We start from the raw sequence: 23,823 nt of genomic DNA on the forward strand, positions 1-23,823 counted from the left end.
AGTGCCGCACCTCTCGGATGCGGCACTCCTTCGTCTCGTCACCGCTCAGGCCGTGGCCATCACCGCCACGGCGACACGTCCGCCGTCCACGTCGAGCACGGTTCCGTGCACGAACGCCGCGTCGTCCGAGGCGAGGTACACCGCCGCGGCGGCGATCGCATCCGGATGCCCTGCCGCATCGGCCGGCGTGCCGCGCATCATCCGTCCCGCCGGCTCGGTCGGCGAGCCCGGCGTGCTGATCACGCCGGGCGAGATGGCATTGACGCGGATGCCGCGCGACCCGAACTCCGCCGACCACGCCCTGGTCAGCGTCTCGGTCGCGCCCTTCGACGCGGCGTACAACGGAGACGACGCCACCGCCAGCCTCGACACCCAGGAGCCGAGGTTGATGACGACGCCCCCACCTCGTTCGATCATTCCGGGCACCAGCGCCTGGGTCAGGAACACGGGCGCCTTCAGATTCACACCGAAGATGCGGTCGAAGAGCGCCTCGTCGGCGTCCATCGTCGTGTGGCCGGGAAAGATGCCCGCGTTGTTCACGAGGATGTCGATCCGACCGCCGAGGATGTCCGTGGCCTCCGCAGCCAGGGTCTCGCTGGCGAGACGAGAGCCGTCGAGCTCCGCGCGCACGAAGTCCGCAGTCCCTCCCGCATCGCGGATGGATGCCACCACCTCCGCTCCGCGTTCGGCGTCGCGTCCCGAGACCACCACGCCGGCTCCTTCCGCCGCCATCGCTGTCGCGATGGCGCGTCCGATATTGCTGGTTGAGCCAGTGATGAGTGCGTTCTTGCCTAAGAGTCGGTCAGTCATGACGTGCACGCTAGGCCGACATTATTGGACTCTCAAGTCCAAATGTGCTGATCTCGAGCATGTTCGCTCACGGCAGTCAGTGCGAGCGGCCGCCGCTCTGCTCTGAACAACCTCCTCACAGATCAATCCCAGAACTGGTACGACCGGTCTACTCTTGGCGTCATGGCGTTCACGGCGAAGGGGCTTGCGACCCGACAGCGCATCGTCGAAGGAGCCGCAGAGGCACTCCGCGGCGACGAGTCCGGAACCATCACCCTCGACGACGTGCTCGCCATCACGAGCACGAGCAAGGGACAGCTCTTCCACTACTTCCCCGGCGGCAAGGACGACCTGCTCCTGGCCGTCATGGCGCACGAATCCCAGCGCGTGCTCGACGAGCAGCAGCCGCACCTCGGCGACCTCTCGAGTTGGCGATCCTGGGAACGGTGGCGCGACGTCGTCGTCGCCCGGTATCGGGCGCAGGGCGCGCGGTGTCCGCTCAACGCGCTGAGTCGTCAGCTCGGCCGAACACCCGGCGTCGATGCGATCGTGCTCGACCTGCTGCGGCGCTGGCAGGGGATGCTGGCCGATGGCATCCGCTCCCTCCAGGCCGGTAGCCTCGTGCGCGCCGAGATATCGGCCGACCGCACGGCGGCGGCGCTCATCGCGGGCATCCAGGGCGGCGTGGGGGCCATGTGGGTCACCGGCGACACGGACCACCTGGAGAGCGCGATCGAGGTCGTGTTCGCCTACCTGACGGGTCCGAACGAACGCGACTGAGGACGTGCGCTGCGTCGTGCTCACGGCCACCGTCACCGCCCCGCCCTCCGTCGCCCGGGACGATGCCAGGGGGATGCACGGGCGCGCCGGGTGCCGCGATGCGGGATCGTCGGATCACCCCACATCGTGAAAGGACACCATGGTCCCCGTGCGTCCCGCCGATCGACCCGACGCACTCGGGCAGCTCGTCGTCCGTGAGAGCCTCCGCGAACTGCAGGCGCGCTTCTGCCGGTACGCCGCGATGAAGGCGTGGGACGAGCTCGACCGGCTGTTCACGTCGAGCGGGCAGGTCCGCGCCTACGGCGATGACGGCGAGCTGGTGTGCTTCGCGGATGCCCCGCAGATCGGCAGCACCCTCGCCGAGCGCTACCGAGGCGCCGTGCTCGTGCTCACCGCCTGCCTCGAGGAGCTCACGATCCACTCGCCGAACCGAGCCGAAGGGGTGTGGGCGTTCGACCACCTCGCCGTGCGCCGCGGCCGAGACGGCAGCCGACGACGCATCCATGGTCGCGGATACGTGCTGGCTGCCTACGAACGGATAGAAGCGGTGTGGCTGATCCGATCCCTCGAGTTCACCCGGCTGCTGCTCGAGCGGGACGAACGCGACTGAGAGCGGTTTCTCGCACCACCACTACTATCGGGTCGTGGCATCGGCACGTGCATCGACTCTCCTCGGACGACGAACCGAGACCCAGCTCCTCGACCACCTGGTGTCGAGTCTGCGCGGTGGTCAGAGCCGGTCGCTCGTCATCCGCGGCGAAGCCGGAGTCGGCAAATCGGCTCTCATCGACCACCTCGTGTCGCGCGCGTCGGGATGCCGCCTCGTGCGCGCCCATGGCGTCGAGTCCGAGGTGGAGCTCGCCTACGCCGGACTGCACCAGCTGTGCGCGCCGCTGCTGGAGTATCGGGATGCACTGACCGCGCCGCAGGCCGCGGCGCTCGGCGTTGCACTTGGCCTGCAGGCAGGCGGCGCACCCGACCGCTTCCTTGTCGGGCTCGCCGTGCTGAACCTCTTCTCTGCGGCCGCCGCCGAGAAACCGCTGCTCTGCCTCGTCGACGATGCCCAGTGGCTCGACCTCGCCTCGCGACAGACGCTCGCCTTCGTTGCCAGACGGCTCGTCGCCGAATCGGTCGGCATCGTGTTCGCGGTGCGCGAGCCGAGCGAGGATCCCACCTTCGCCGGTCTCGAGACGCTCGTCGTCGAGGGCCTTGACGACACGGATGCCCGCAGCCTGCTCGACTCCGTGCTCGCCGGCCCGATCGACACCGCGGTGCGCGACCGCATCGTGGCGGAGACCGGCGGCAATCCGCTGGCCCTGACCGAACTCCCCCGCGGTCTCAGCCCGGCGGACGTGGCAGGCGGATTCGGCCTCTCCCCGACGCCGGGCGTCGGCACTCGCATCGAGGGCAGCTACGTGCGACGCATCGACGCTCTCCCACCTGCGACCAGGAGCATCCTGGTGGTCGCCGCCGTCGAGTCGATCGGCGATCCCGGGCTCGTGCTGAAGGCAGCAGAGCAGCTGGGGATCACGGCCGACGCGCTCACGCCCGCGATCCACGACGGGCTCCTCGAGCTAGGCGTGAAGCTGCGGTTCCGGCATCCGCTGATGCGGTCGGCGGCCCTGCGCGCTGCGACGCCGGAACAGTTGCAGGCGGCGCATCGCGCGCTCGCCGACGTGACCGACCCGGTCGAGGATCCCGATCGTCGCGCCTGGCACCGGGCGGAAGCCGTCGTGGGCTTCGACGAGGAGGTGGCGGCCGATCTCGTGCGCTCCGCGCGGCGAGCACAGGCTCGGGGCGGGCTTGCGGCGGGCGCCGCGTTCCATCAGCGCGCCGTCGAGCTCACCCCCGATCCGAACATCCGGGCTCGGAGGGCGCTCATGGCTGCCGAGGACAAGTTCCGCGCCGGCGCCACGACCGACGCGCTGACGCTCCTCGAACTCGCGACGCCCTCCCAGCTCGACGACCACCAACGCGCAAGGGCGGAGCTCGTGCGGGCGCGGGCCGCGCACGCGGTCACGCGAGGCAAGGACGCTCCGCGACTCCTGCTGCACGCAGCGGAGCGGCTCGCACCGCACGACGCCGAGGCATCCATCGCGATCTATGCGGACGCCTTCAACGCGGCCCTCAGCTCGGGCTCGCTGGCCGTCGGCGTCGACCTGCGCGATGTCGCATCGGCCATCCTCGAGGCACCGACCCCACGCCTGCTCCCCTCCTCGGCTGCGGCCTGGGACGCCCTGCGGAGCCTCTCCGTGCTCGTCATCGACGGCTATGCCGCGGCGGCCCCGCTCCTCCGCACGGCGCTCGCCTCGCTGACCTCCGAGGCGCGCCAGGCGATGGTGCGCCCCGACAACGCCGACACCGACGACCGCGGTGTCGAGCCGGCTCGGCCAGTGCGTGACGATCCCCCTGGCGACGGGCAATCGGGCGACGGGCTGCCGTCCGCCGAGCCCGCCGATTCCGGCGGGCCGCCGCTGCACGTCCTGCGGCGCGGGCTGGGTGCAGACGCTGTCGGCGACGACGAAGGCCCGCACTGGCTGGCGCTCGGGAGCCTCGTGGCGCGCATCCTCTCCGACGATGTCGCCTACGACGAGTTCACCGACCTGCAGCTGCAGCACAGCTACCGCACCGGAGCGCTGTCCCTGCTCCCGATGGCGATGGCCGAGCGCGTCTCCGTGCTGATGTGGAGCGGCAGGGTGGCCGCGGCCGAGTCCCTCGCCGACTCGGTCCGACCCGTCATCCAGGTGACCGACGCGCCACCCACCATGAATCGCGCATTGTGGCTCCACACGTTCCGCGGTGACGAGGTCGCCGCGCTGCCCATCATCGATGCACCACGCGATGACGTGTTCCGTCGCGGGGAGGGCCAGTGGCTCATCTCCATCGCGTTCGCAAGCGGGATGCTCTTCAACGCGCTCGGCCGCTACGCCGACGCGTTCGAGGCCACGAACGATGTCGCCGGCCATCCGTTCGACATCGGGCTGGCCTCCTGGCTCCTGCCCGAACACGTCGAGGCGGCCGTGCGCACCGGGAACACGGTGGAGGCGCTGGCATCCGCTGCCCGCCTGAACGACATCGCGGATGCCTGTGCCACCGACTGGGCGCTCGGCGTCGCCGCACGGTCTTCCGCGCTGACGGCCGCCGACGCCGATGCGGAACGCCTCTACCTGCGCTCGATCGAGTTGCTGACCCGTACCCGGCAGCGCGCCCCGCTGGCCCGCTCCTCACTCGTCTACGGCGAGTGGCTGCGGCGCGCCAACCGCAGGGTGGAGGCCAGGGACCGGCTTCGGATAGCCCACGACATGCTCAGCGACATGGGCGTCGTCGGATTCGCCGAACGTGCACGTCGCGAACTGTTCGCCACCGGAGAGACTGTCCATCGTCGCAGCGCCGATCCTCTGGAAGACCTCACGTCACAGGAGAAGCAGATCGCCATGCTCGCCGCCTCTGGCGGTACCAATCCCGAGATCGGCGCGCAGCTCTACCTCAGCCCGCGCACCGTCGAATGGCATCTGCGCAAGGTCTTCACGAAGCTCGGAGTCACCTCGCGACGGCAGCTGGCGGGCGCGCTGGGCCGCTAGGACTCCGGCGTAGGGGGCCGAGATCCCCAGCACACCCGCGGCCAAAACAGACCGCCACCCCGGGCGTCACGGGTGTCCCTACCGGGGTGCCGACCCGGGAGCTACCCAGGCGATTCGGACGTCTCCCTGGCGCCATCGTGGTCGATATGAACCGCATCGGATACCCACAGGATCCACCGACTCAGTCCACGTCGACGCTCGCCCGCGCCGTCCCGATCTCCGACTCCCGTCGCCGGATCGCCCTCGTCTTCGCTGTGCTCGCAGCCGTGATCGCGGCCATCGCGGTCGTTGGGCCGGCGTCCGCGCATGCCGCCGGCGCGACATCCGCTCCGCTCGTCGTCAGCACGGACGCCGGCGCGCTCAAGGGCATCAGCAGTGATGGCGCGCGCGAGTTCCGTGGCGTGCCGTATGCGGCACCGCCCACCGGCGACCTGCGCTGGCGGGCACCACAGGCCGCCGCACACTGGTCGGGCGTGCGGGATGCGTCCACCTACTCGCCCGTCTGCCCGCAGATGCCGGCGAGCCCGAACGGCTCGAGCGAGGACTGCCTGTACCTCAACGTGACGGCGCCCGCCACCACGAGTGCTGCGTCGCTGCCCGTCATCGTGTGGATCCACGGCGGCGGATTCGAGTTCGGAGAGGGTGCCGACTACAACGCCGACAAGCTCGCTGCGACAGGGGCCGTGGTCGTCACCATCAACTACCGCCTCGGGTTGCTGGGATTCCTCGCCCACCCCGCGCTCGCGGATCACGGCACGGCCGGCAACTACGGCCTCATGGACCAGCAGGCCGCGCTGCGCTGGGTGCAGACCAACATCGCGGAGTTCGGCGGAAATCCGCACGACGTGACGATCGCGGGACAGTCTGCCGGCGGTCTCTCGGTGCTTCAGCAGCTGGTGTCGCCGGGCGCGAAGGGCCTGTTCCAGCGTGCCATCGTCGAGAGCGGTGCGTTCTCACCCAAGCAGAAGTCCCTCGCCCAGGCCGAGACGGAGGGCAAGGCCACCGCAGACGCGCTCGGCTGCGCCGACCAGAGCGCCGACTGCCTCCGAAGCGTGCCGGTCGACGACCTCGTCGCCCACCAGCCGCTGTCCATCACCCCAGGCGTCGTGGACGGCGCCGTCGTGAAGCAGTCGATCGGCACCGCGATCGCCACAGGCAACTTCAACCGGGTGCCGATCATCAACGGATCGAACACGAGCGAGGAGCGCATCTTCACGGAGATCGGCGTCAGCGTGCAGAAGGGCGCAACGGTGCAGCTGTCCGGCCCCAGCCCGGTCACGGCGGCGAACTACGTCTCGACGATCTCCTCATCGTTCGGGGTTTCGACGTCCGTCGCGGACCGGATCGCTGCTCAGTACCCGCTGTCGGCGTATGCCACGCCGAACCATGCGTTCAGCGCCGCCGCGACCGACGCCAACTTCTCCTGCACCGCATACGCGCTGGATGCAACGGCCTCCCTCTGGACTCCGACCTACGGCTACGAGTTCAACGACGCCAACGCACCGTAGCGCGACCTCCCGGATTCGCTGGGCGCGCCGCTGGCGGCAACGCATGACTCCGAGTTGCAGTACCTCTTCGATCTGCCGAACGCGCTGCCCGGAACGCTGTCCTCCGATCAGGAGCAGCTCGCCGCCACGATGCGCGGTGCGTGGACGCAGTTCGCCGCAACCGGCTCACCGGCGACCGCAGCTCAGCAGTGGCCGAAGTTCGGCATCCTGCAGAACAGAGTGCTCTCGCTGGTCGCCCCTACTCCGCAGGTGGAGACGAACTTCGCGAGCGCGCATCACTGCGGATTCTGGGCCGGCGTCGCCCTGACCACGGGCTGGTAGGAGTTCGGGAAACCGGCTGCCTCGGTGCGGCCGCTTCTCAGAGGGGCGGTCGCACCGAGGCGTACGCGTCGAAGACATCGCGCGTCGGCGCATCGAAGACTCGTGTCACGCGCCCAGCCTCGTCATATCGATGCCAGCCAGGATCGCCCTCCATGACGAAGGAAACGGCCCCACCGTGAACGGTGTCGGCCAACGCCTGCGGGGGCGTCGGCCCCGCGAGCGGCTGGATCGCCGGCCCGTCGAGGCAGTCGAAGAAGAACGGGACGTCGAGGCAGTGTTCGGCGAATCCGAAGCTGCCGGACGGCCAGGCGAACCGGTACGCCCAGGTGGGCGCATCGCCCCGGGCCGCGAGGATCCTGAGCACCGCAGTGCGGAACATCCGGTCGGTCAGCACACGACCCGCCAGTCGCGCCTTGCCCTTGGCGACCACATCGGCGTTGGCCGCCACATACGCCTTGAGCTGCGCCTTCTGGACGCCGAGCCGGCGCAGCAGAGTCCCACGCGGCACCCATCGCAGCGTCTTCGCGGCGCCGGTCACCGCCATCGTGAACTCGTCGTCGGTGGTGCCCAGCACGAGCGGTTTGTCGGCGCCGACCCCGATGCGGAACGAATCCGGAGTCGGGCGAAGGATCAGATCGCCATCCACGGCCGGTCCCAGTTGCAGGCCGTCGTCGAGGACGGAACTCAGCGCGTCCGCCCCCAGTTCGGTCGCTTTCTTCTGCACCTCCAGCACGCGCTCCTCGGACAGCGTCGACCATCCTGCTCGAGTCGGCTCGACGCCGGCCTGCTCGGCCATCGAGCGTCCGAACTCCTCCGCTCGGTCGGGTCGCACGTCGGCGAGCGCCCCGGAGAGCGCATAGACGCTGCGGAAGAGGTGTTGCGCCTTCTCCATGCCGAGGAGTGTCAGGACAGCGCCGCCGCCCGCGGACTGTCCGGCAATCGTCACCCGCGACGGATCCCCGCCGAACACCGCGATGTTCTCCTGCACCCACTCCAGCGCGAGCATCCAGTCGCGCACGCCACGGTTGGGCGGGGCATCGGCGATCCATCCGAAGCCGTCGAAGCCGAGACGGTACGAGATCGACACCGTCACTATGCCGTCACGGTTGAAGGCCCGCCCGTCGTACCAGGGGCTCGCCGGCGATCCGGCGAAGTACCCGCCGCCGTGGATCCACACGAGTACGGGCATCCCTGCGCCCGGTTCTGCGCGCTCCGGCACAGGGGTGAAGACGTTGAGGTTCAACGTGGAGTCGCCGGGGATGCTCGGCTCAGGGATGAGCGTCACGCCGGGGTCGCCGCGCTGCGCCGTCGCGCCGAACGTCACGGCGTCGAGCACGCCGTCCCACGGCGCCTTCGGCACCGGAGCGGCGAACCGCAACTCCCCCACCGGAGCCTCGGCGAACGGGGTCCCGAGGAATGCAGCGGACCGAGTGTCGGTCGTGGCTCCGCTGATCGCGTCACCGCCGGTCGTGTCGCCGGTGGTCGGGCGCCAGCGACCGCGCACGCGCCCGGCCGAGGTCTGCACCTCAGGATGCTGTGCCGAGTCGTCGCTCGCCTCGGGCTGCGTGATGCTGTCGGGTGCTCGGCGTTCCATGGGCCTCTTTCCGTCGACGCTGACCATAGGACGCTACTTCACCCTGCAGCCGTCTGTTCACACGACCGCCTCCTGCAGCCCCACCTTCGGCTTCGCCCACGATCGCCCGCGAGTGTCCTTGAGGATGTCGTACTCCACGTCCACGTGCGGCTCGATGGCGCTGTACTTGTCGTTCGGTGCCCCGATGACGAGCTGGAATCCGAGCCCGCGCCAGGCGCCGATCGCTCGCTTGGTGAAGTGCGCATCCGCCTTGATCAGGGCCTCGTCCATGAACACGGGCGCGTAGCGCGGCCGTTCGGATCCCGCGTCGCCCAGCTGGTAGCGCAGCGCGGCGCCCACGATGAAGGCGATCAGCTCCTGCGACTCGCCTCCCGACTTCTCGCCGATGTGGTCGTAGAGTGCGACGTGTGACTTGGTCGCCGCGTCCACCCGCTCGGCGCTCACGCGCACGTGGTTGCGCACATCGACGAGGTCGGCGAAGTCGGGGGCCGAGCGTCGCATCCGCCCGATCAGACGGGCCATGCGACGGTAGACCTGCTCCCGCTCGTCGTCGGTCGTTGCTGCATCGATGAGCCCTCGCACGTCGCGCAGTTCCCTGCGGAACCGCTTGCGTGTCTCCGACTGGTTCTCCCGCGTCGTGATCTGCAGGCGATGATCGTCGTCGTAGAACGGCAGATCCTGCATGATGCGGTTGATCGGCTCGATGCGCTCGCGGATCTCGCGCAGCGACCTGCTGAGCGTCGAGTCCAGGTTCGTGAGGTCGTTGCCCGACAGCTTGAGCAGGCTGTCGCGCCACTCCGCCTCGAGCCGGTGCAGACCGCTGACTTCCAGAGCTTCCAGAAGCGACACGAAGTCGGTGATCGAGGAGTCCGGGTCGGGCAGCAGGTTCGGGTTGGGCCAGCGATCGACGAATCCCTGCATGATGCGCCGCACCGACTCGCGGTGCTCGCCAAGTGCCTGAACCGCTGCGCGCCGGTCCTCGTCGAGACGGTGACCGGCGTTCGCGAGAGCCGCGTCGAAACGTACGAGCACCGCGGATGCCTGTGCCGACGCCGCCTGCTCGCCCAGGGTGAACCGTGCGTCGAGGTATGCGCGTTGGTCGTCGTCGAGCTCCCGTCCGGCATCCTCCGCCTCTTCGACCACGCGCTGACTCGCATCGACGTCGTCGGTGACACTGCCCCACGTCTCCTGGGTGTTCTCCCGTTCGGACTCCAGGCGCCCGACGTCCCGTTGGAGACCGGCGGAGCGCTCCTTGATGTCGGCGATCTGCGACTGGACCCGTGCGATCTCGGGGTTGCCGGCCACCACCTCGTCCTGCACGGCCGTCCACCTGTCACGCTCGGCGGTGACCGTGTCGAGGTCCACCTGTTCCCAGGTGAGGTCGGTGAGCCTGGCATACAGCGCCAGCCTGCCGTCGAGAGCGTCGAGCCGCTCCTCCTCTAATGCGGCAGCTGCCTCGGCCCGCGCGACGCGAGCCCTTGCAGCCTCGAGCTCGGTCTCGATCTCACGCAGCCGACGTTCGTTCGAGAAGCCCAGCACGTTGTCGCGGCCGTGGCCTCCGTGCGCACCGCCGCTGCCCTGCGACAGCTGGCCCGTGATCGTGAGTGCAGTGCGGTGACGGGAGAGCTCGGACGGCGAATCGACGCAGACGAAGTCGAAACGACTCTCGAGGCGCTCCTGCAGCCATCCGGTGAACGGGGTCGTCGCGTAGTCCAGCCGACCGGGGAGCGAGCGCCCATCACGACTGCTCGCGCCGTCCAGTCCGGTGTGCACGCCCTCGTAACGAAGCCGCACGGGCGTGCGGACGGCGTCGATCGCCGCGCGGAAACGATCCAGACGAGCGACATCGATCAGGAGGGTGGTTGCGAAGCCGCCGAGTGCAAGGTTGAACGCTTCACGCCATGGCTCGAATTCGGTGCGGACCTCGATGAGCTCGGCGACGAAGGGAAGATCGTCCGGCTCGAGTCCGGCAGTCGAGGCGAGAAGGTCGCGTGCGTCGCGGAGATGCGGCGGCACGTTGCTGCGCCCCTCCGTGACGCGTTTCAGTTCTTCTTCGAGCTTGGCCGCTTCCACCACCGCCGCCTTGTGAGCGGACATCGCGGTGGCGAACGCGGCGCGCGCGATGCGTTTGCCATCAGCGTCGGTCAGAGCCGCACGGGCAACCGCGACCAATTCCTGAAACTCGTCGCGATTCGCGACCCGGATGTCTGCCGCCGCAAGTTCCGCATCGAGCTTGAGGCGCGCCTGCTGCACGGTCGCGAGCCTGGACTCGATCTGCCGGAGTTCGCGCTGCGCGGTCTCGAGGCGGTCTCCACCGGACTGACGCAGCAGATCGGCCAGTCCCTCCCGCTCGGACTCCGCGGCGTCCGCCAGCGCATGCTTCTCGCGCAGCGCGAGGTCCAGCTCATGCGTGCGCGACCCGAGCTCGGTCTCGACCTCTCGCAGCAGGTCGAGCCGACGACGTGCCCGCCAGAGCGAGGCGAGGGATGCCGGGTCGTCGAATCCGCCGATCCCGTCGACCACCCGCACCCGTTCGCCGGCGTCGGCGATCTTGCCGCGCAGCTCGCGGAGCGGTTCCAGCGCGCCGACCTGCTGGCGTGCCGTGAGCATCCGCTGCCGCGTGCTCTCCAGTTCGTCGAAGTGCGCGACCACGGCATCCGCCGTCGTCATGGTCTCCGGCTCTTCGAGCACGAGACGCTTGTACAGGTCGTCGACCGTGGTGATCTGCTGCCCTGCCTGGATGCGCGCGAGCAGGCTCATCGCCTTGGCGCCCGCCCCCGCAGCGCCGATGCCGAGCACGGCGTGCAGTCGTGCCGAGAACTCCCGATCGGTGCCGACCGGGTCGAGACCTGCGGCCTTCAGGGATGTGTCCGACAGCCGGAGCGCCGCGGCCTTCTCAAGGGAGCTGAGGTCGAAGGCGCTGTCCGTGGTGGCGCGCACCCGAACCGTGTCTTCGAGCACGCGGGCGCCTGCCGGGATGTACCACGCGCGCACCGCCGTGAACCGGGAGCCGTCGTGGTCGAGCCACGTCATCGCGACCGCCGTCCACGTGTCGACCCCGTCGCCACGGAGCACGCGCATCTTCGTGCCGTCCTCCGTGCGGGACTCGTCGAGCTTGCCGCGGGCGTACGAGAGGATGTTGCGCTGCTCGTCGCCGCGCGGACGTCCCGTCACTCCCCCGTTCGACGCACCGTTGAACGGTGTCGTGTGCGGCATCATGAGCGCGATGTAGGCATCCATGAGCGTGGACTTGCCGGATCCGGATCCCCCGCACAGCAGCGTCGCGCCCGGCGAGAAGCGCACACGGTGAGCGCCGTCGTAGCCGCCCCAGTTGACCAGCTGAAGGTCTTCGGCGAGCCACTGCTGCCCGCGGGACGCCGCGGGGATGAGCCCGAACAGGGTGTCGAGCATCGTCACAGCGCCATCTCCTCTGCCGTCTCTGCGTCTGCCGTCTCTGCGTCTGCAAGCACCGCGTCTGCCCATTCCGCCGATTCGACGTCCACGGGGTCAGCGTCGGCGGACTCCATGTCCTCCGCCTCCTCGTGCGCGATCTCGTCCGTCGTGGAATCGATCGCCACCGACTGTTCACGCAGCCAGTCGCGCAGCTCGCGCAGCTTCTCGGCGCTCAGCACGATCTCGATCAGCGGGCTGATCCGGTATCGCCCGGTCGTCTCCTCGTCGACGATCCCGTCCTTGGCCAGTCGCGCCATGGCACTGCGGATGGTGCGCTGCCTCCGCGCCGTGTCGCCGTCCGCCTCAGCGAGGTAGCTCAGGACGGTCTGCTCGACATCCTCGATGTCGACGCGTGCCGACGGCTCGCCTGCAGCCGATTCGCGCTGATACACGGTCCGCAGGTGCACGAGCACGAGCGTCTCGGCGCGCGAGTACGGCACATCCTTGAGCAGGATCGGCGCATCGAGCTCGCCCGAGCGCACCTGCTGCTTGTACGCGATCCCCCGGTCGTGATCGATGACGAGCCGCACGAACACGTCGTTCAGTCGCGACTCGATGATCGGCTGATGGTCGAGGAGCACCTTCCACTCGTCACGGTTGCGCTCCGCGAACAGGAACCGGCGCCGCAGCACCTGCACGAGCACGCGGCGCACCTCGGCATCGAGCACGCCGCGGTCCCCGGCGAACAGCTCGTCGGGGTCGTCCTCCATGGCGACCGGGGCGATGAACGGCTCGTCACGGTCGACCCGAGAGTCGTCCACGGACATCGTCGGTGCATCGGCATCGACGTGCGTGGACACGGTGTCCTCCGTCGCGGCCACTGTCTCCTCGCGATCGTCGTCGACTGTCGCTGCGAGCTCAGTCATCCTCTGCCTCCTTCGCGGTGCGAGCTGTCACGGATCCGAACGCGAAACGCCGTCTCGTCCCGTCGGGACGCAGTGCCTCGACGACCGACACCTCGTCGCCCTCGCTCATCCCGTTGCGGTGTGCGATCTCGAGCAGGCCCAGCAGGTCGACGGGCCGCCGCGTATCGTCCTGCGCACCCTGGAACGCTTCGCCCAGATCGAAATCGTCGCCGAGCCCCGCCACGTACACCTCGAGCTCCGCATACCGCGGTCCGCCCCAGGCGCGCGTGTCGGTATCCAAGAATTCGGCCTCCGCGCCCGCCTCCGTCAGCGGAGCCGGCGCGGCCGGCGGACGGATGTCGCCCAGCGACTGCCTCAGGTGCCCCACCGTGGCCATCGGCAGGCTTCGCACCGGCTCGACGGGTGCCTGAAGCGACGGCCCCCGCGTCCACGCCTGCAGCCCGGACATGACGTCCCGCAGAAGCTCGTCGACCTGACGGTCGCACACCGGATCGTGCGCGCTCACCTGTCCGCTGATGACATGGGATGCCCGCCGTTGCGCCGTCAGCACCTCCTGAACGCCCAGCTCCACCCGTCGGCCGATCGCGTCGAGCTCGCCGCGCTGCTCGGCATCCATGAGTCGTGCGAAAGGCTGGGCGAGGACCGTGTGCAGTTGTGCGGTGAGGTCGTCGATCCGCTCCGGATCCCCGAGCAGACGCAGCGCGCCGGCGAACGCGCGACCCTCAGGAGTCGACTGCATCACGTGCTGGCCACGCTCCAGATACTCGCGCAGCACCTCGCCCGTCGGACGCACGTCTCGACGCAGATCCGCGACGACGTCGCGCTGCATCGCCTTGATGGATTCCGCGACCCGGGCGAAGTCCGCAGGCAGCTCACGAGCCAGATGGAGAACGTTCTCCGCCTCTTCGAGCAGTTGCTCGTCGTCGACGGGCGCCGATTCACCCTTCGCGGCGAGACGCGCGATCTCGGCGTCCAGCGCGTCGCGCTCCTCGACGAGCCGCTTCAGGCGCACCTCCGGATCCGCCTCCGCGTCGACGGCGAGACGCTCCACGGCGTCGAGCAGGGTGCGCACGCGGGAGTTGGACACTCGTGTGCGTCCACCGCCTGTTCGGCCCGTGATCTCGAGCGCGCCGACGGCGTGAGCGGTCAGACGGTAGACCTCGACGTCGCCCTCGATCTGCGGACTGAGCCAGCCGACCTTCACCCAGTAGCGACAGATCTCGCGGGCCGAGCCGGAGGGCAGCATCCGCTCGTCCTCGTCGTAGCCGGCAGCCCTCAGTTCGTCGAGGATCTCGCCGACCTCCGCGTGTGCATCCGACACCGCGACGGTCGGGCGGTCGATGGTGAACACGATCGACAGCACGGCGACGACGAACGGCGCGTAACGACGATGCAGCAGGTCGAGCGTGGGAGCCCGGAACGCGGCCAGGGAGCGCAGGTACGCAGCCTCGGCGCGGGTGTTCGACATCCGATCAAGCGTACTGGGCGGCGAGCGTGCGGCTGGGCGGAGTGAGCGCCCTATCTCGGCTAATCGTCGACCTGCAGCCGGCGGATGCCCGAGTCGTGCAGCAGGAATTGCGCACAGAGCGGGCTGTCAAAGTCTCGAGCCGCCTCTGCCATCGCGCCGGCCCAGCACCGCGTCTCGTCATCGGCCACGCTCCGCCCAAGACGCTCCCCCGACGGCGATGGATCATTGTTCGCCGGCTCGCGCCGGACTCAGTTTCGCGGACAAGAATTCGAGAGCGTCCATCACGCGGCGCAGGTCCGTCTCTCCGACAAGTTCCGCGACGACTCCATCGACGCTTCCGGCGCGAACCTCGGCGACTCGGCTCGATACGCGACGAGCGGGACGCAGCAGCGTTCTGCGGCCGTCGTCAGGATCCCGGCCCGCCTCCACCGAGCCTGCGGTGACCAGCTGCGAGACGGCTTCGGACACCTGGCTCTGAGGCAACCCGGTTCGCGCGGTGACTTCCGCGACGGTCGTCCCCGGGTACATCGCGATCTCGGTGGCAACGACCAAAACAACCCGTTCTCCTGCGCGGCCACGCTGCGAGCCGGCGAGCTGGGGCATCCCTTGCTCGCCCAGCTTCATCAGAACCCTTCCCAAGAGGAACAGCTCGACTGAGTTCACACCCTCACTCTAACATCGAAATTGATGTATCTATTTCGATGTAACTTGCCTTACGACCTACGTCATGACAATGCCAAGCAACAGCTCATCCGACTCGCGTCGGAGTCAGGCCGCGTCCAGCTCCGAGAAGGGCAACCGGCTGGAGGTTCCGGGCGCGGTCCTCCACTACCAGATGCGTGGTTCGGGCCCGCTCCTGTTGATCGCCGAGAGTGGAGAGGGAGACGCCGACCGCAGTGTCGATCTCGTCGACGTCCTTGCCGAGGACTTCACCGTTCTCACCTACGACCGGCGAGGACTCTCCCGCAGCCGCCCGACACCGCCCAGTGGCTCTGCGACGATGTCAGACCACGCTGAAGACCTGCACCACCTTCTCAAGGCTGTCGCAGACGGACCGGTGAGCATGCTCGGCCTGAGCATCGGCGCGGTGATCGGATTGCATCTCGCAGTTCGACACCCCGAACAACTCGACCTGCTCGTAGCCCATGAGCCCGTCGCACCGAGCCTGCTGCCCGAGACAGACGGTGCCCGACAACGACACGAGCTCTCCGAAATTCAGTCGACTTACGTCGCGCAAGGCCTGTTCGCCGCCGTCCCTCTGATTCGCGACGCGCTGGGCATCGTGCAAACCCCTGACGACGCCGAAACGGGACTCACCGCGCAGCCGCTCGATGAGCAGCGACGGCAGAATTTCGACCACTTCATCCGGAACGACTTCACGGCGGTGATTGAAGACGAACTCGAGCTGGAGAATCTGCGCGAGGCATCGGTGCGCGTGGTGCCGGCTGTCGGTGAACAGACACCACCCGCCGTCTACGACCACCGATGCGCGATCGCCTTGGCCGGTCTTCTCGGCACACCCATCGAGCGGATGCCCGGAGGACACAACGGCAATCTCAGCCATCCGCGCGCCTTCGCCGCCAAGGTACGGGCGCTCGTCTCGCAGTCGACGTCGAAAAGCTGCTCTTGATGAGCACCAGTCGCCCCAGCCAACCGCCTTCCGGCTCCGCGTCGCCGGCCGCCTACGTCATATCGGCGTCGGCCGAACCCACACCGGAACCCACGTCAAACTCCTCATCCACGACCTCGACGTCACCATCATCAACGCCGCCACAGGCGAGATCCTCCGCGAGCTGACCGCCAGCCTCGACCGCGACTACCAACCCCGCACACAGCAATAACCCGAACCCACAAAACGTGGGTTCGGGCTATTGCAATGTCCTGAGACATCACAACGTCGGGCTGACAGGATTTGAACCTGCGACCCCTTGACCCCCAGTCAAGTGCGCTACCAAACTGCGCCACAGCCCGTTGGCCGCCGAAACGGCCTTGGACAGTTTACAGGGTCCGAGCGGTGCCCTCGCACCGTGGATGTCGCGACGGGTCCGTGCGAGTCGAGCGCGGGCATCCGTGGCCGCAGGGCCCCGTCGTGATCGCGGCCGACGGCGACCTGAAGGCCTCAGCGAACGCGCCTGACCCTTCGCCTCCGGGCCACGCAGCGAACGGCACGGCGGGCGGCGCTTCGTGCTGCCCTCTCACCGCTGTCGGCGGCAGGCGCTACCGTGGCGACATGGATACGAAGACGTCTCCAGAAACCGCTGCGATCATCCGCGTCGTTCCCGTGTCCGAGGTGCCGTGGGCCGACACGCAGACCGTGTTCGGCACGCGCGGCGACCCGGCAGGGTGCTGGTGCCAATACTTCAAGGCGGCGGGTACCTGGAGCGACGACGAGCGCGCACGGTACGAATCCGCGCTCCGCGAGCAGGCCCGTCAGTCACCGGGCCCCGGTCTGATCGCCTATCTCGGCGACGACCCGGTCGGCTGGGTCGCGGTGGAGCCGCGGCCGGTGTATCCGCGCCTCCGCAACACGCGGGTCGTCGCCCAGGGCAGCGCCGAGTCGCAGGACGACCCGAGCGTCTGGTCCATCACCTGCTTCGTCGTGCGCGTGGGATTTCGGCGACACGGGGTAGCGGCCGCGCTGCTTGATGCGGCTGTCGCGCACGCGAAGGCGTCGGGTGCGCGGGTACTGGAGGGGTATCCGGTCGATCCGACCGTGAAGAAGACGTCATCGGCCGACCTCTATCACGGGGCGGTCTCATCGTTCGTCGCCGCGGGATTCGAGATCGTGTCGCGGCCGCAACCGCACCGTGCGGTCGTACGCCTCCAGTTCTGAGCCGACACCGCTGTCAACGGGCACATAGCATTGCCGTCCGTCCGGCGTTCGCTGAAGCTTCGTCCGCGGGAAGACACAGCGGGGGCGTGGCATCCGCTGGGTTGCCCGGCCCTAGGCTGTCCCCATGCGCCTGTGGAGCCTGCACCCGCAGTACCTCGACGCCGCGGGACTCGTCGCCTGCTGGCGCGAGGCGCTGCTCGCGCAGAAGGCGCTCTCCGGTGCGACCGTCGGGTATCGGCACCATCCTCAGCTGGAACGATTCCGCGCCGACGACCACGCCATCGCGACGTACCTGCATGGCCTCGCCCTCGAAGCGGATGCCCGCTCCTACCGTTTCGACCGCACTCGCATCGTCGCATCGCCCGACGCGACACTGCGCCTGCGCGTGACCGCGGGTCAACTCGGGTACGAGCGCGACCACCTGCTTCAGAAACTCCGCGTCCGGTCTCCGGAACGCGCGGAACGGCTGGCAGACGATCCAGACATCCGCCAGCACCCGATGTTCATCGTCGTCGACGGAGACGTCGAGCCCTGGGAAAGAATGACCGACGGGCGATCGCCGACGATTGCACGGCATCCGCAGGTGAGGCCAACCTCCGCACCCCAGTCACGACACGATCACGAGGAGCATCCATGAGCGCGGATGACGGCCGCCTTCGCTTCGACCACGAGGCGATCCACAGCGCCGATGACCTCATCGAGGCCGGCAAGGCGGCACGGGGGGACGTGCCGCGGTCGGCGCACGCCGAGTACGTACCGGCGAAGGATCGCGACCCGATCGGCATCCTGCGCGCACAGCACGAGCATCGGGTGCAGGAGCTGATCCCGCTGCGGCTGGAGCGGATGTCCGCCAACCCGTTCGCGTTCTACCGCGGATCAGCGGCGATTCAGGCCGCCGACCTGCGCGACGCACCGCGGACCGGCGTCGACGTCACAATCTGCGGCGATGCGCACATCGCCAACTTCGGCATCTACGCCTCCCCCGAGCGTGCCCTCACCTTCGACCTCAACGACTTCGACGAATCCGCGTACGGGCCGTGGGAATGGGATGTCAAACGGTTCGTCGGCAGCGTCGTCATCGCCGCACGTCAGCGCGGATTCAAGGAATCCAAGGTGCAGACCGCGGCGCTCGAGGCCGCCGCCAGCTACCGGATCGCGCTGCGGCAGATCACGCAGCTCGGCGTGCTGGAGCGGTACTACATCCGGGCCGACGTGCACAGGGGGCAACGTGCCGCGAGCTCGCAGAAGGTGCTCGACCATGCCATCGACGCGGCATCCAGGCGCACCTCTGCGCGCGTGGTGCGCAAGATCACGGAACGCGCTGCAGACGGCACCGTGTCCATCATCGAGAACCCGCCGGTGCTGACCCACGTTCCGGAGACCACGGAACACACGGTGCTCGAGATCGCACGCGAGTACGTGAACACGTTGCCCTCCGACATCGCGGTGCTGCTGTCGCAGTATGTGGCGACGGATGCCGTACGGCGCGTCGTCGGGGTCGGCAGCGTCGGCACGCGCTGCTACATCGTCGTGCTCACCGGACCGTCCGGCGAGTCCCTCGTGCTGCAGGTGAAGGAGGCGACGGAATCCGTCGCCGTCGAATTCGGCGGAGCCACCGCGCCGCGCGCACCGATCATCGACGGGCGTGCCGATCGTGACGATCACGGACATCGGGTCGTCGCCAACCAGCGCGTGCTGCAGTCGGTGAGCGATCCGTTCCTGGGCTGGGTCCGCAAGGACGGACACGCCTTCTACGTGCGTCAGTTCCGCGACCAGAACGTCTCCATCGACACCGAGACCCTCGACTTCCGGCCCTTCACCGACTACGTGGATGCCTGTGGCACGGTGCTCGCGCGCGCCCACGCACAGTCGCCCAATGCCCCCTTCATCTCCGGATACCTCGGCGAAGGGACGCAGTTCGACTCGGCCATCGCCGAGTGGGCATCCGTCTACGCCGATCAGGCCGTCGAGGACTACAACGCACTCCGCAAGGCCATGCGGAAGGGCGAGATCTAGAGCCGAACCTCGACGCGCGGCGATCTCCCCGTGTCTTGACGCGGCACTTCGGGACGACACGCCGTACTCGGGCCGACCCCAGCGGCGCGGCGCGCCGATCTGCCGCGGTTGGGCACGCGAGGGCACGGTGCAGAGAGGGCCTCAACCTCAACGCCGGGCAACCTCCCCGTGTGTTAACGCGGCACTTCGGTACGACACGCCGTGTCCGGACCAGCCTGGGCGGCGAGGCGTGCCGAAGTGCCGCGGTTGGGCACGGGAATGAGCGGTCGGAAGGGACGCCCACGGGAGGAACCCTGGTCACAGTAGCTATTGCGGCCGGGCGGCAGAGCCGCCTCCCCTGGCCTAGCGCGGCCGAGACAGCCGCGCCGCGCATGGCGGGGAGGTCCTAAAGGCACCCAGGAAGAGAAAAGGACCTCCCCCGTGCAGGCGGCGGGAGTACCTATTGCGGCCGGGCGGCAGAGCAGCCTCCCCTGGCCTAGCGCAGCCGAGACGGCCGCGCCGCGCACGGCGAAGGGGCCAGAAATGGCCCCTTCGGAAGCGCCGCCTTAATGGCGGCGCTTCTCCCGTACGCGCATATTCAGCACGATGGGGGTTCCCTCGAAGCCGTAGATCTCGCGCAGGCGACGCTGGATGTATCTGCGATAGCCCGGGTCGAGGAATCCGGTCGTGAACAGCACGAATGTCGGCGGGCGGCTCGACGCCTGCGTCCCGAACAGGATGCGAGGCTGCTTGCCGCCGCGGACGGGGTGCGGATGCGCCGCCGTCAGCTCCGCGAGGAACGCGTTGAACTTGCCCGTCGGGATCCGGGTGTCCCACGACTCGAGTGCCGTCTCCAGTGCGGGAACGAGCTTCTCCAGGTGACGTCCGGTGCGGGCCGAGATGTTCACCCGCGGTGCCCACGACACGTGCGCGAGATCCTGCTCGATCTCCCGCTCCAGATACCGGCGACGTTCGTCGTCGAGCAGATCCCACTTGTTGTAGGCGATCACGAGCGCACGACCGCTTTCGAGCACGAGGTCGATGATGCGCACATCCTGCTCGCTGATCGGCTCGGTCACATCGAGCACGACGACGGCGACCTCCGCCTTCTCCAGCGCGGTCGATGTGCGCAGCGACGCGTAGAAGTCGGCGCCCTGCTGCAGGTGCACGCGACGACGGATGCCGGCCGTGTCGACGAACCGCCACACGCGGCCACCGAGCTCGATCTGCTCGTCCACCGGATCGCGGGTGGTGCCGGCGAGGTCGTTGACGACCACGCGCTCCTCCCCAGCAGCCTTGTTCAGGAGGCTGGACTTGCCTACGTTCGGGCGCCCAACGATCGCGACGCGACGCGGCCCGCCGATCTCCCGCTGCGCGTACGCCGACTCCTTCGGCAGCACCTTCAAGAGATCGTCCAGCAGGTCCGCGACACCGCGACCGTGCAGGGCACTGACCGGATGCGGCTCCCCCAGCCCGAGATTCCACAGTTCGGTCGCCTGCGGCTCCTGCCGGGCATCGTCTACCTTGTTCGCCACGAGGAACACGGGCTTCTTCGACTTGCGCAGCAGACGGACGACGTGCTCGTCGGTGGACGTCGCGCCCACGTTCGAGTCCACGACGAACATCACGGCGTCGGCCAGATCGATGGCGACCTCCGCCTGCGCAGCGACAGATGCGTCGATGCCGCGCGCATCCGGTTCCCAGCCGCCGGTGTCCACGACGGTGAAGCGTTTCGCGTTCCACTCCGCCTGGTACGAGACGCGGTCGCGCGTCACCCCCGGCGTGTCTTCGACGACCGCCTCGCGGCGGCCGAGGATGCGGTTCACGAGCGCGGACTTGCCCACGTTCGGGCGTCCCACGATCGCCACAACGGGCAGCGCGGGAAGGTAGAGGATCTCGTCGGGATTCTCGGTGACGGTGTCCAGCACATCGAGGTCGGAGTCGTCGAGCTCGTACTCGTCCAGACCGGCTCGCAGCGCCGTTGCGCGCTGGTGCGCGAGATCCTCGTCGACGTTGGCGAGACGATCCGCGAGATCATCGGGTGTCGCGTCGAAGTCGTCGTTCTGTTCGGGCGATCGGGGGTCAGACATCCGTTCCTCCTCGGGACGGTGCCGCGTCGACGCCTGAGGCGCGCGCGGACTGGATCACGTCGATCACTGCGTCGACGGTTTCATCGAAGTTCAGGTCGGTGGAGTCCACCGTGGTCACGCCGTCTGCGGCCGACATGAAGTCGACCACCTGCAGGTCGGCTCGGTCGCGGGCGTGCAGCTGCGCCGCCACGTCGGCGACGGCGTGCCCGTCGAGCTCGCCGGCACGACGCGCCGCACGCACGTCAGGCGAGGCGGTCAGAAGGATGCGCGCGGGCGCGTCCGGCGCGACGACCGTCGTGATATCGCGGCCCTCCGCCACGATCCCGTCGTGATCCGTCCCCGTCAGAATGCCGCGGAAGACCTCGTTCAACCGCAGCCGCACCTCCGGGATGCGGGCCACGGCGCTCACCCGCGCGGACACCTCGGGATCCCGGATCGCCGTGGTGACATCCGCCTCCCCCACGAACACGCGCTGGCGCCCGGGCTCGGTGTCGATGCGGTAGTCGAAGTCTGCGATCGAGGCGACAACGGCGTCCGCGTCGGCGACGTCGATGCCGCGCTGCGTCGCGAACCAGGTGAGCGCGCGGTAGGCGGCACCCGTGTCGAGGAAAGCGAAGCCGAGCTTCGCCGCCGCCGCCTTGCTCACGCTGGACTTGCCACTGCCGGCCGGGCCGTCGACGGCGACCACGAAGGGAACGTCGGATGCGCTCTGTTCGCCGCTCATCCGGCAATCCTCCATCCCCGCGCCGACAGATCGTCGATGGTGCGCGTCTTCGCTTCCGGCAGCACGGCGATCTCCGCGAGGCCGATCTGGGCGCCTGGCGAATGCTCGAGCCGAAGGTCTTCGATGTTGACGCCGATCTCCCCTAGTTCGGAGAACAACCGGCCCAGTTCGCCCGCTTTGTCGTCGACCATGACGATCACGCTGGCGTAGCGCCTGTCCTGTCCGTGCTTGCCAGGCAGCCCGGCCACGCCGGCGTTGCCCGCAGCCAGATCACCGGCGATCGTGCGGCGGGCGCCGGGAGCCGACACGTCGCCGAGCGCGACGAGCGCTGCATCGAGGTCGTCCCGGTAGGCGCGCAAGATCTCGACTACGGCCGGCGAGTTCGCGGCGAGGATCTGCACCCACAACTCCGGGTCGCTCGACGCGATGCGCGTCACGTCGCGCACTCCCTGACCAGCCAGGGCAAGAGCGGATGACGGCGCGGTCGCCAGTCGCTTCGCCATCAGCGTCGACACCACCTGCGGAGCATGGGACACGAGCGCGACGGCGGCATCGTGCTCGTCAGCGGGCAAGGTCACGGGCGTCGCCTGCAGGTCGAGGATGAGCTGCTCGACCAGGTTGATCCGCGCCTGCGCGACGCCCGGCCGCGGGCACACGACCCAAGGACGTCCGACGAAGAGGTCGGCGCGCGCCGAAATCGGGCCGCCGCGTTCCCTGCCCGCGAGCGGATGCGATCCCACGTATCGGCTGAGATCGGCTCCCGCCGCCTCCAGAGCCGACAGCGGCGCCACCTTCACGCTGGCGACATCGGTCACCGTGGCGTTCGGGAACGCGCCCAGCTCTGCCGCGACGACCGGCGCCGTGGCATCCGGGGGGACGGCTACGACGATCAGCACAGGGTCGTCGCCCTCGTGCGGGACCCGCCCCGCCCCGTAGTCGATGGCCAGGTCGAGGGTGGCCGGCGAGGCATCCGCGAGGATCACGTCGACGCCGCGCTCGCGCAGTCCGAGCCCGATCGACGCCCCGAGAAGGCCCGCCCCCACGACGCGCACGCTGCCGTCGATGCGCGCGGCAGGGTTCTGATTCACATTCGCTCCGATTTCGACCTGGCAAGAGTGAGCACCTGGCCGAGTTCGATTTTAGTCAAGTCCCGGGTCGCACCGGATTTCAGCGTTCCCAGGTGGAGCGGGCCGAACTGACGGCGCACCAACGCGACCACCGGGTGCCCGACCGCGTCGAGCATCCGCCGAACGATGCGGTTCCGGCCGGAGTGCAGCGTCACCTCCACGATGCTCTGCCCACCGGATGTCTGCAGCAGCCGAGCCTTGTCCGCCGCGATCGGCCCGTCCTCGAGCTCGAAACCGCGCGTGAGCTTCGTGAGCGTTGCGGGTGCCACGCTCCCCCGCACGGTCGCGATGTAGGTCTTGGTCACTCCGAACGACGGATGCGCGAGCACGTTCGCGCTCTCCCCGTCATTCGTCAGCAGCAGAAGCCCGCTGGTGTCGGCGTCCAGGCGGCCCACGTTGAAGAGCCGCTCCTCGTACTCGTCCGTGAAGCGCCGCAGATCCGGACGCCCGCGATCATCCCGCATGGAGCTCACGACGCCGGTGGGCTTGTTGAGCATGACGTATCGCTTGGTGGCATCCAGCTGCACGGCAGTCCCGTCGACCTCGAGCAGGTCGACGGTCGGGTCGACCCGTCGTCCCAGCTCGGTGACGACGGTGCCGTTCACCCGCACTCGTCCCTGCACGATCAGCTCTTCGCTGACGCGGCGGGATGCCACGCCCGCGGCCGCCATCACCTTCTGCAGTCGCTCACCGG

Annotated in this window: 17 protein-coding genes, 1 tRNA gene and 1 pseudogene; 8 read left to right on the forward strand and 11 right to left on the reverse strand. The window is 68.8% G+C overall.

From position 1 onward, the window contains the following. Nucleotides 1–45 precede the first annotated feature (45 nt). Nucleotides 46–810, reverse strand: coding sequence for an SDR family NAD(P)-dependent oxidoreductase (locus ACX9R5_RS18045; protein WP_459410449.1), 765 nt, complete (start codon nucleotides 808–810; stop codon nucleotides 46–48). A gap of 162 nt (nucleotides 811–972) precedes the next feature. Between ACX9R5_RS18045 and ACX9R5_RS18050 the strand changes: the two genes are divergently transcribed. The 4 genes and pseudogenes from ACX9R5_RS18050 (at nucleotide 973) to ACX9R5_RS18065 (ending at nucleotide 6,979) form a co-directional block, all read left to right on the forward strand. Further along, on the forward strand, nucleotides 973–1,569 hold the full coding sequence (locus ACX9R5_RS18050) for a TetR/AcrR family transcriptional regulator (protein ID WP_459410450.1): 597 nt from the start codon (nucleotides 973–975) through the stop codon (nucleotides 1,567–1,569). A 148-nt stretch (nucleotides 1,570–1,717) separates the two neighbouring features. Next, a complete protein-coding gene (locus ACX9R5_RS18055; RefSeq protein WP_459410451.1) occupies nucleotides 1,718–2,179 on the forward strand; it encodes a nuclear transport factor 2 family protein in 462 nt (153 codons plus the stop codon). Between the two features lie 34 nt (nucleotides 2,180–2,213). Beyond that, nucleotides 2,214–5,150 carry a helix-turn-helix transcriptional regulator gene (locus ACX9R5_RS18060; protein WP_459410452.1) on the forward strand — a complete coding sequence of 979 codons (2,937 nt, stop codon included), beginning with the start codon at nucleotides 2,214–2,216 and terminating at the stop codon, nucleotides 5,148–5,150. A 146-nt stretch (nucleotides 5,151–5,296) separates the two neighbouring features. Continuing rightward, nucleotides 5,297–6,979: pseudogene (locus ACX9R5_RS18065) on the forward strand (carboxylesterase/lipase family protein). Between the two features lie 37 nt (nucleotides 6,980–7,016). Here the strand turns inward: ACX9R5_RS18065 and ACX9R5_RS18070 are convergent. The 5 genes from ACX9R5_RS18070 to ACX9R5_RS18090 all read right to left on the reverse strand — a co-directional run bounded on the left by ACX9R5_RS18070 (nucleotide 7,017) and on the right by ACX9R5_RS18090 (nucleotide 15,023). Further along, nucleotides 7,017–8,573: a carboxylesterase/lipase family protein gene (locus tag ACX9R5_RS18070; protein ID WP_459410453.1), complete on the reverse strand. Its 1,557-nt coding sequence runs from the start codon at nucleotides 8,571–8,573 to the stop codon at nucleotides 7,017–7,019. Nucleotides 8,574–8,630: 57 nt separating this feature from the next. After that, the gene (locus ACX9R5_RS18075; RefSeq protein ID WP_459410454.1) at nucleotides 8,631–11,990 is read right to left on the reverse strand and encodes an ATP-binding protein; all 3,360 of its coding nucleotides are present in this window, start codon (nucleotides 11,988–11,990) and stop codon (nucleotides 8,631–8,633) included. Further along, nucleotides 11,987–12,892: a DUF4194 domain-containing protein gene (locus tag ACX9R5_RS18080; RefSeq protein WP_459410455.1), complete on the reverse strand. Its 906-nt coding sequence runs from the start codon at nucleotides 12,890–12,892 to the stop codon at nucleotides 11,987–11,989. The genes ACX9R5_RS18075 and ACX9R5_RS18080 overlap by 4 nt, the downstream gene beginning before the upstream one ends. Further along, nucleotides 12,885–14,360, reverse strand: coding sequence for a DUF3375 domain-containing protein (locus ACX9R5_RS18085; RefSeq protein ID WP_459410456.1), 1,476 nt, complete (start codon nucleotides 14,358–14,360; stop codon nucleotides 12,885–12,887). The genes ACX9R5_RS18080 and ACX9R5_RS18085 overlap by 8 nt, the downstream gene beginning before the upstream one ends. A gap of 222 nt (nucleotides 14,361–14,582) precedes the next feature. Then, the gene (locus ACX9R5_RS18090) at nucleotides 14,583–15,023 is read right to left on the reverse strand and encodes a MarR family transcriptional regulator (protein ID WP_459410457.1); all 441 of its coding nucleotides are present in this window, start codon (nucleotides 15,021–15,023) and stop codon (nucleotides 14,583–14,585) included. 196 nt (nucleotides 15,024–15,219) lie between these two features. Between ACX9R5_RS18090 and ACX9R5_RS18095 the strand changes: the two genes are divergently transcribed. Then, nucleotides 15,220–15,990 carry an alpha/beta fold hydrolase gene (locus ACX9R5_RS18095; protein WP_459410458.1) on the forward strand — a complete coding sequence of 257 codons (771 nt, stop codon included), beginning with the start codon at nucleotides 15,220–15,222 and terminating at the stop codon, nucleotides 15,988–15,990. A 267-nt stretch (nucleotides 15,991–16,257) separates the two neighbouring features. On the opposite strand, the gene ACX9R5_RS18100 is transcribed toward ACX9R5_RS18095, so the two are convergent. After that, nucleotides 16,258–16,331: transfer RNA gene (locus tag ACX9R5_RS18100), tRNA-Pro, on the reverse strand. A 259-nt stretch (nucleotides 16,332–16,590) separates the two neighbouring features. On the opposite strand from ACX9R5_RS18100, the gene ACX9R5_RS18105 reads away from it, so the two are divergent. The 3 genes from ACX9R5_RS18105 (at nucleotide 16,591) to ACX9R5_RS18115 (ending at nucleotide 19,209) form a co-directional block, all read left to right on the forward strand. Next, the gene (locus tag ACX9R5_RS18105; protein WP_459410459.1) at nucleotides 16,591–17,193 is read left to right on the forward strand and encodes a GNAT family N-acetyltransferase; all 603 of its coding nucleotides are present in this window, start codon (nucleotides 16,591–16,593) and stop codon (nucleotides 17,191–17,193) included. A gap of 124 nt (nucleotides 17,194–17,317) precedes the next feature. Continuing rightward, on the forward strand, nucleotides 17,318–17,830 hold the full coding sequence (locus tag ACX9R5_RS18110; protein WP_459410460.1) for a pyrimidine dimer DNA glycosylase/endonuclease V: 513 nt from the start codon (nucleotides 17,318–17,320) through the stop codon (nucleotides 17,828–17,830). Further along, nucleotides 17,827–19,209, forward strand: a complete 1,383-nt coding sequence (locus ACX9R5_RS18115) for a DUF2252 domain-containing protein (protein ID WP_459410461.1) — start codon at nucleotides 17,827–17,829, stop codon at nucleotides 19,207–19,209. The genes ACX9R5_RS18110 and ACX9R5_RS18115 overlap by 4 nt, the downstream gene beginning before the upstream one ends. Before the next feature lie 545 nt (nucleotides 19,210–19,754). Here the strand turns inward: ACX9R5_RS18115 and der are convergent. From der to ACX9R5_RS18135, 4 genes are read right to left on the reverse strand one after another with little or no spacing between them, the layout of a single operon-like run. Next, nucleotides 19,755–21,278: a ribosome biogenesis GTPase Der gene (gene der, locus ACX9R5_RS18120; RefSeq protein WP_459410462.1), complete on the reverse strand. Its 1,524-nt coding sequence runs from the start codon at nucleotides 21,276–21,278 to the stop codon at nucleotides 19,755–19,757. Further along, entirely contained in the window at nucleotides 21,271–22,002 is a 732-nt protein-coding gene (gene cmk / locus ACX9R5_RS18125) for a (d)CMP kinase (RefSeq protein ID WP_459410463.1), read from the reverse strand. The genes der and cmk overlap by 8 nt, the downstream gene beginning before the upstream one ends. Continuing rightward, nucleotides 21,999–23,090: a prephenate dehydrogenase gene (locus ACX9R5_RS18130; RefSeq protein WP_459410464.1), complete on the reverse strand. Its 1,092-nt coding sequence runs from the start codon at nucleotides 23,088–23,090 to the stop codon at nucleotides 21,999–22,001. Before ACX9R5_RS18130 ends, cmk begins: the two co-directional genes overlap by 4 nt. Then, complete coding sequence (locus ACX9R5_RS18135; RefSeq protein ID WP_459410480.1) at nucleotides 23,087–23,800, reverse strand: pseudouridine synthase; 714 nt, start codon at nucleotides 23,798–23,800, stop codon at nucleotides 23,087–23,089. Before ACX9R5_RS18135 ends, ACX9R5_RS18130 begins: the two co-directional genes overlap by 4 nt. Nucleotides 23,801–23,823: the final 23 nt, after the last annotated feature.

The sequence above is a fragment of the Rathayibacter sp. CAU 1779 genome, from assembly GCF_054551755.1.

What these genes read in the sequence shown, in the direction of transcription:
- ACX9R5_RS18045 (WP_459410449.1), bottom strand. Translation starts at nt 810, where the DNA reads ATGACTGACCGACTCTTAGGCAAGAACGCACTCATCACTGGCTCAACC.
- ACX9R5_RS18070 (WP_459410453.1), bottom strand. Translation starts at nt 8,573, where the DNA reads ATGGAACGCCGAGCACCCGACAGCATCACGCAGCCCGAGGCGAGCGAC.
- cmk (WP_459410463.1), bottom strand. Translation starts at nt 22,002, where the DNA reads ATGAGCGGCGAACAGAGCGCATCCGACGTTCCCTTCGTGGTCGCCGTC.
- ACX9R5_RS18080 (WP_459410455.1), bottom strand. Translation starts at nt 12,892, where the DNA reads ATGACTGAGCTCGCAGCGACAGTCGACGACGATCGCGAGGAGACAGTG.
- ACX9R5_RS18050 (WP_459410450.1), top strand. Translation starts at nt 973, where the DNA reads ATGGCGTTCACGGCGAAGGGGCTTGCGACCCGACAGCGCATCGTCGAA.
- ACX9R5_RS18085 (WP_459410456.1), bottom strand. Translation starts at nt 14,360, where the DNA reads ATGTCGAACACCCGCGCCGAGGCTGCGTACCTGCGCTCCCTGGCCGCG.
- ACX9R5_RS18135 (WP_459410480.1), bottom strand. Translation starts at nt 23,800, where the DNA reads ATGGCGGCCGCGGGCGTGGCATCCCGCCGCGTCAGCGAAGAGCTGATC.
- ACX9R5_RS18110 (WP_459410460.1), top strand. Translation starts at nt 17,318, where the DNA reads ATGCGCCTGTGGAGCCTGCACCCGCAGTACCTCGACGCCGCGGGACTC.
- ACX9R5_RS18105 (WP_459410459.1), top strand. Translation starts at nt 16,591, where the DNA reads ATGGATACGAAGACGTCTCCAGAAACCGCTGCGATCATCCGCGTCGTT.
- der (WP_459410462.1), bottom strand. Translation starts at nt 21,278, where the DNA reads ATGTCTGACCCCCGATCGCCCGAACAGAACGACGACTTCGACGCGACA.
- ACX9R5_RS18115 (WP_459410461.1), top strand. Translation starts at nt 17,827, where the DNA reads ATGAGCGCGGATGACGGCCGCCTTCGCTTCGACCACGAGGCGATCCAC.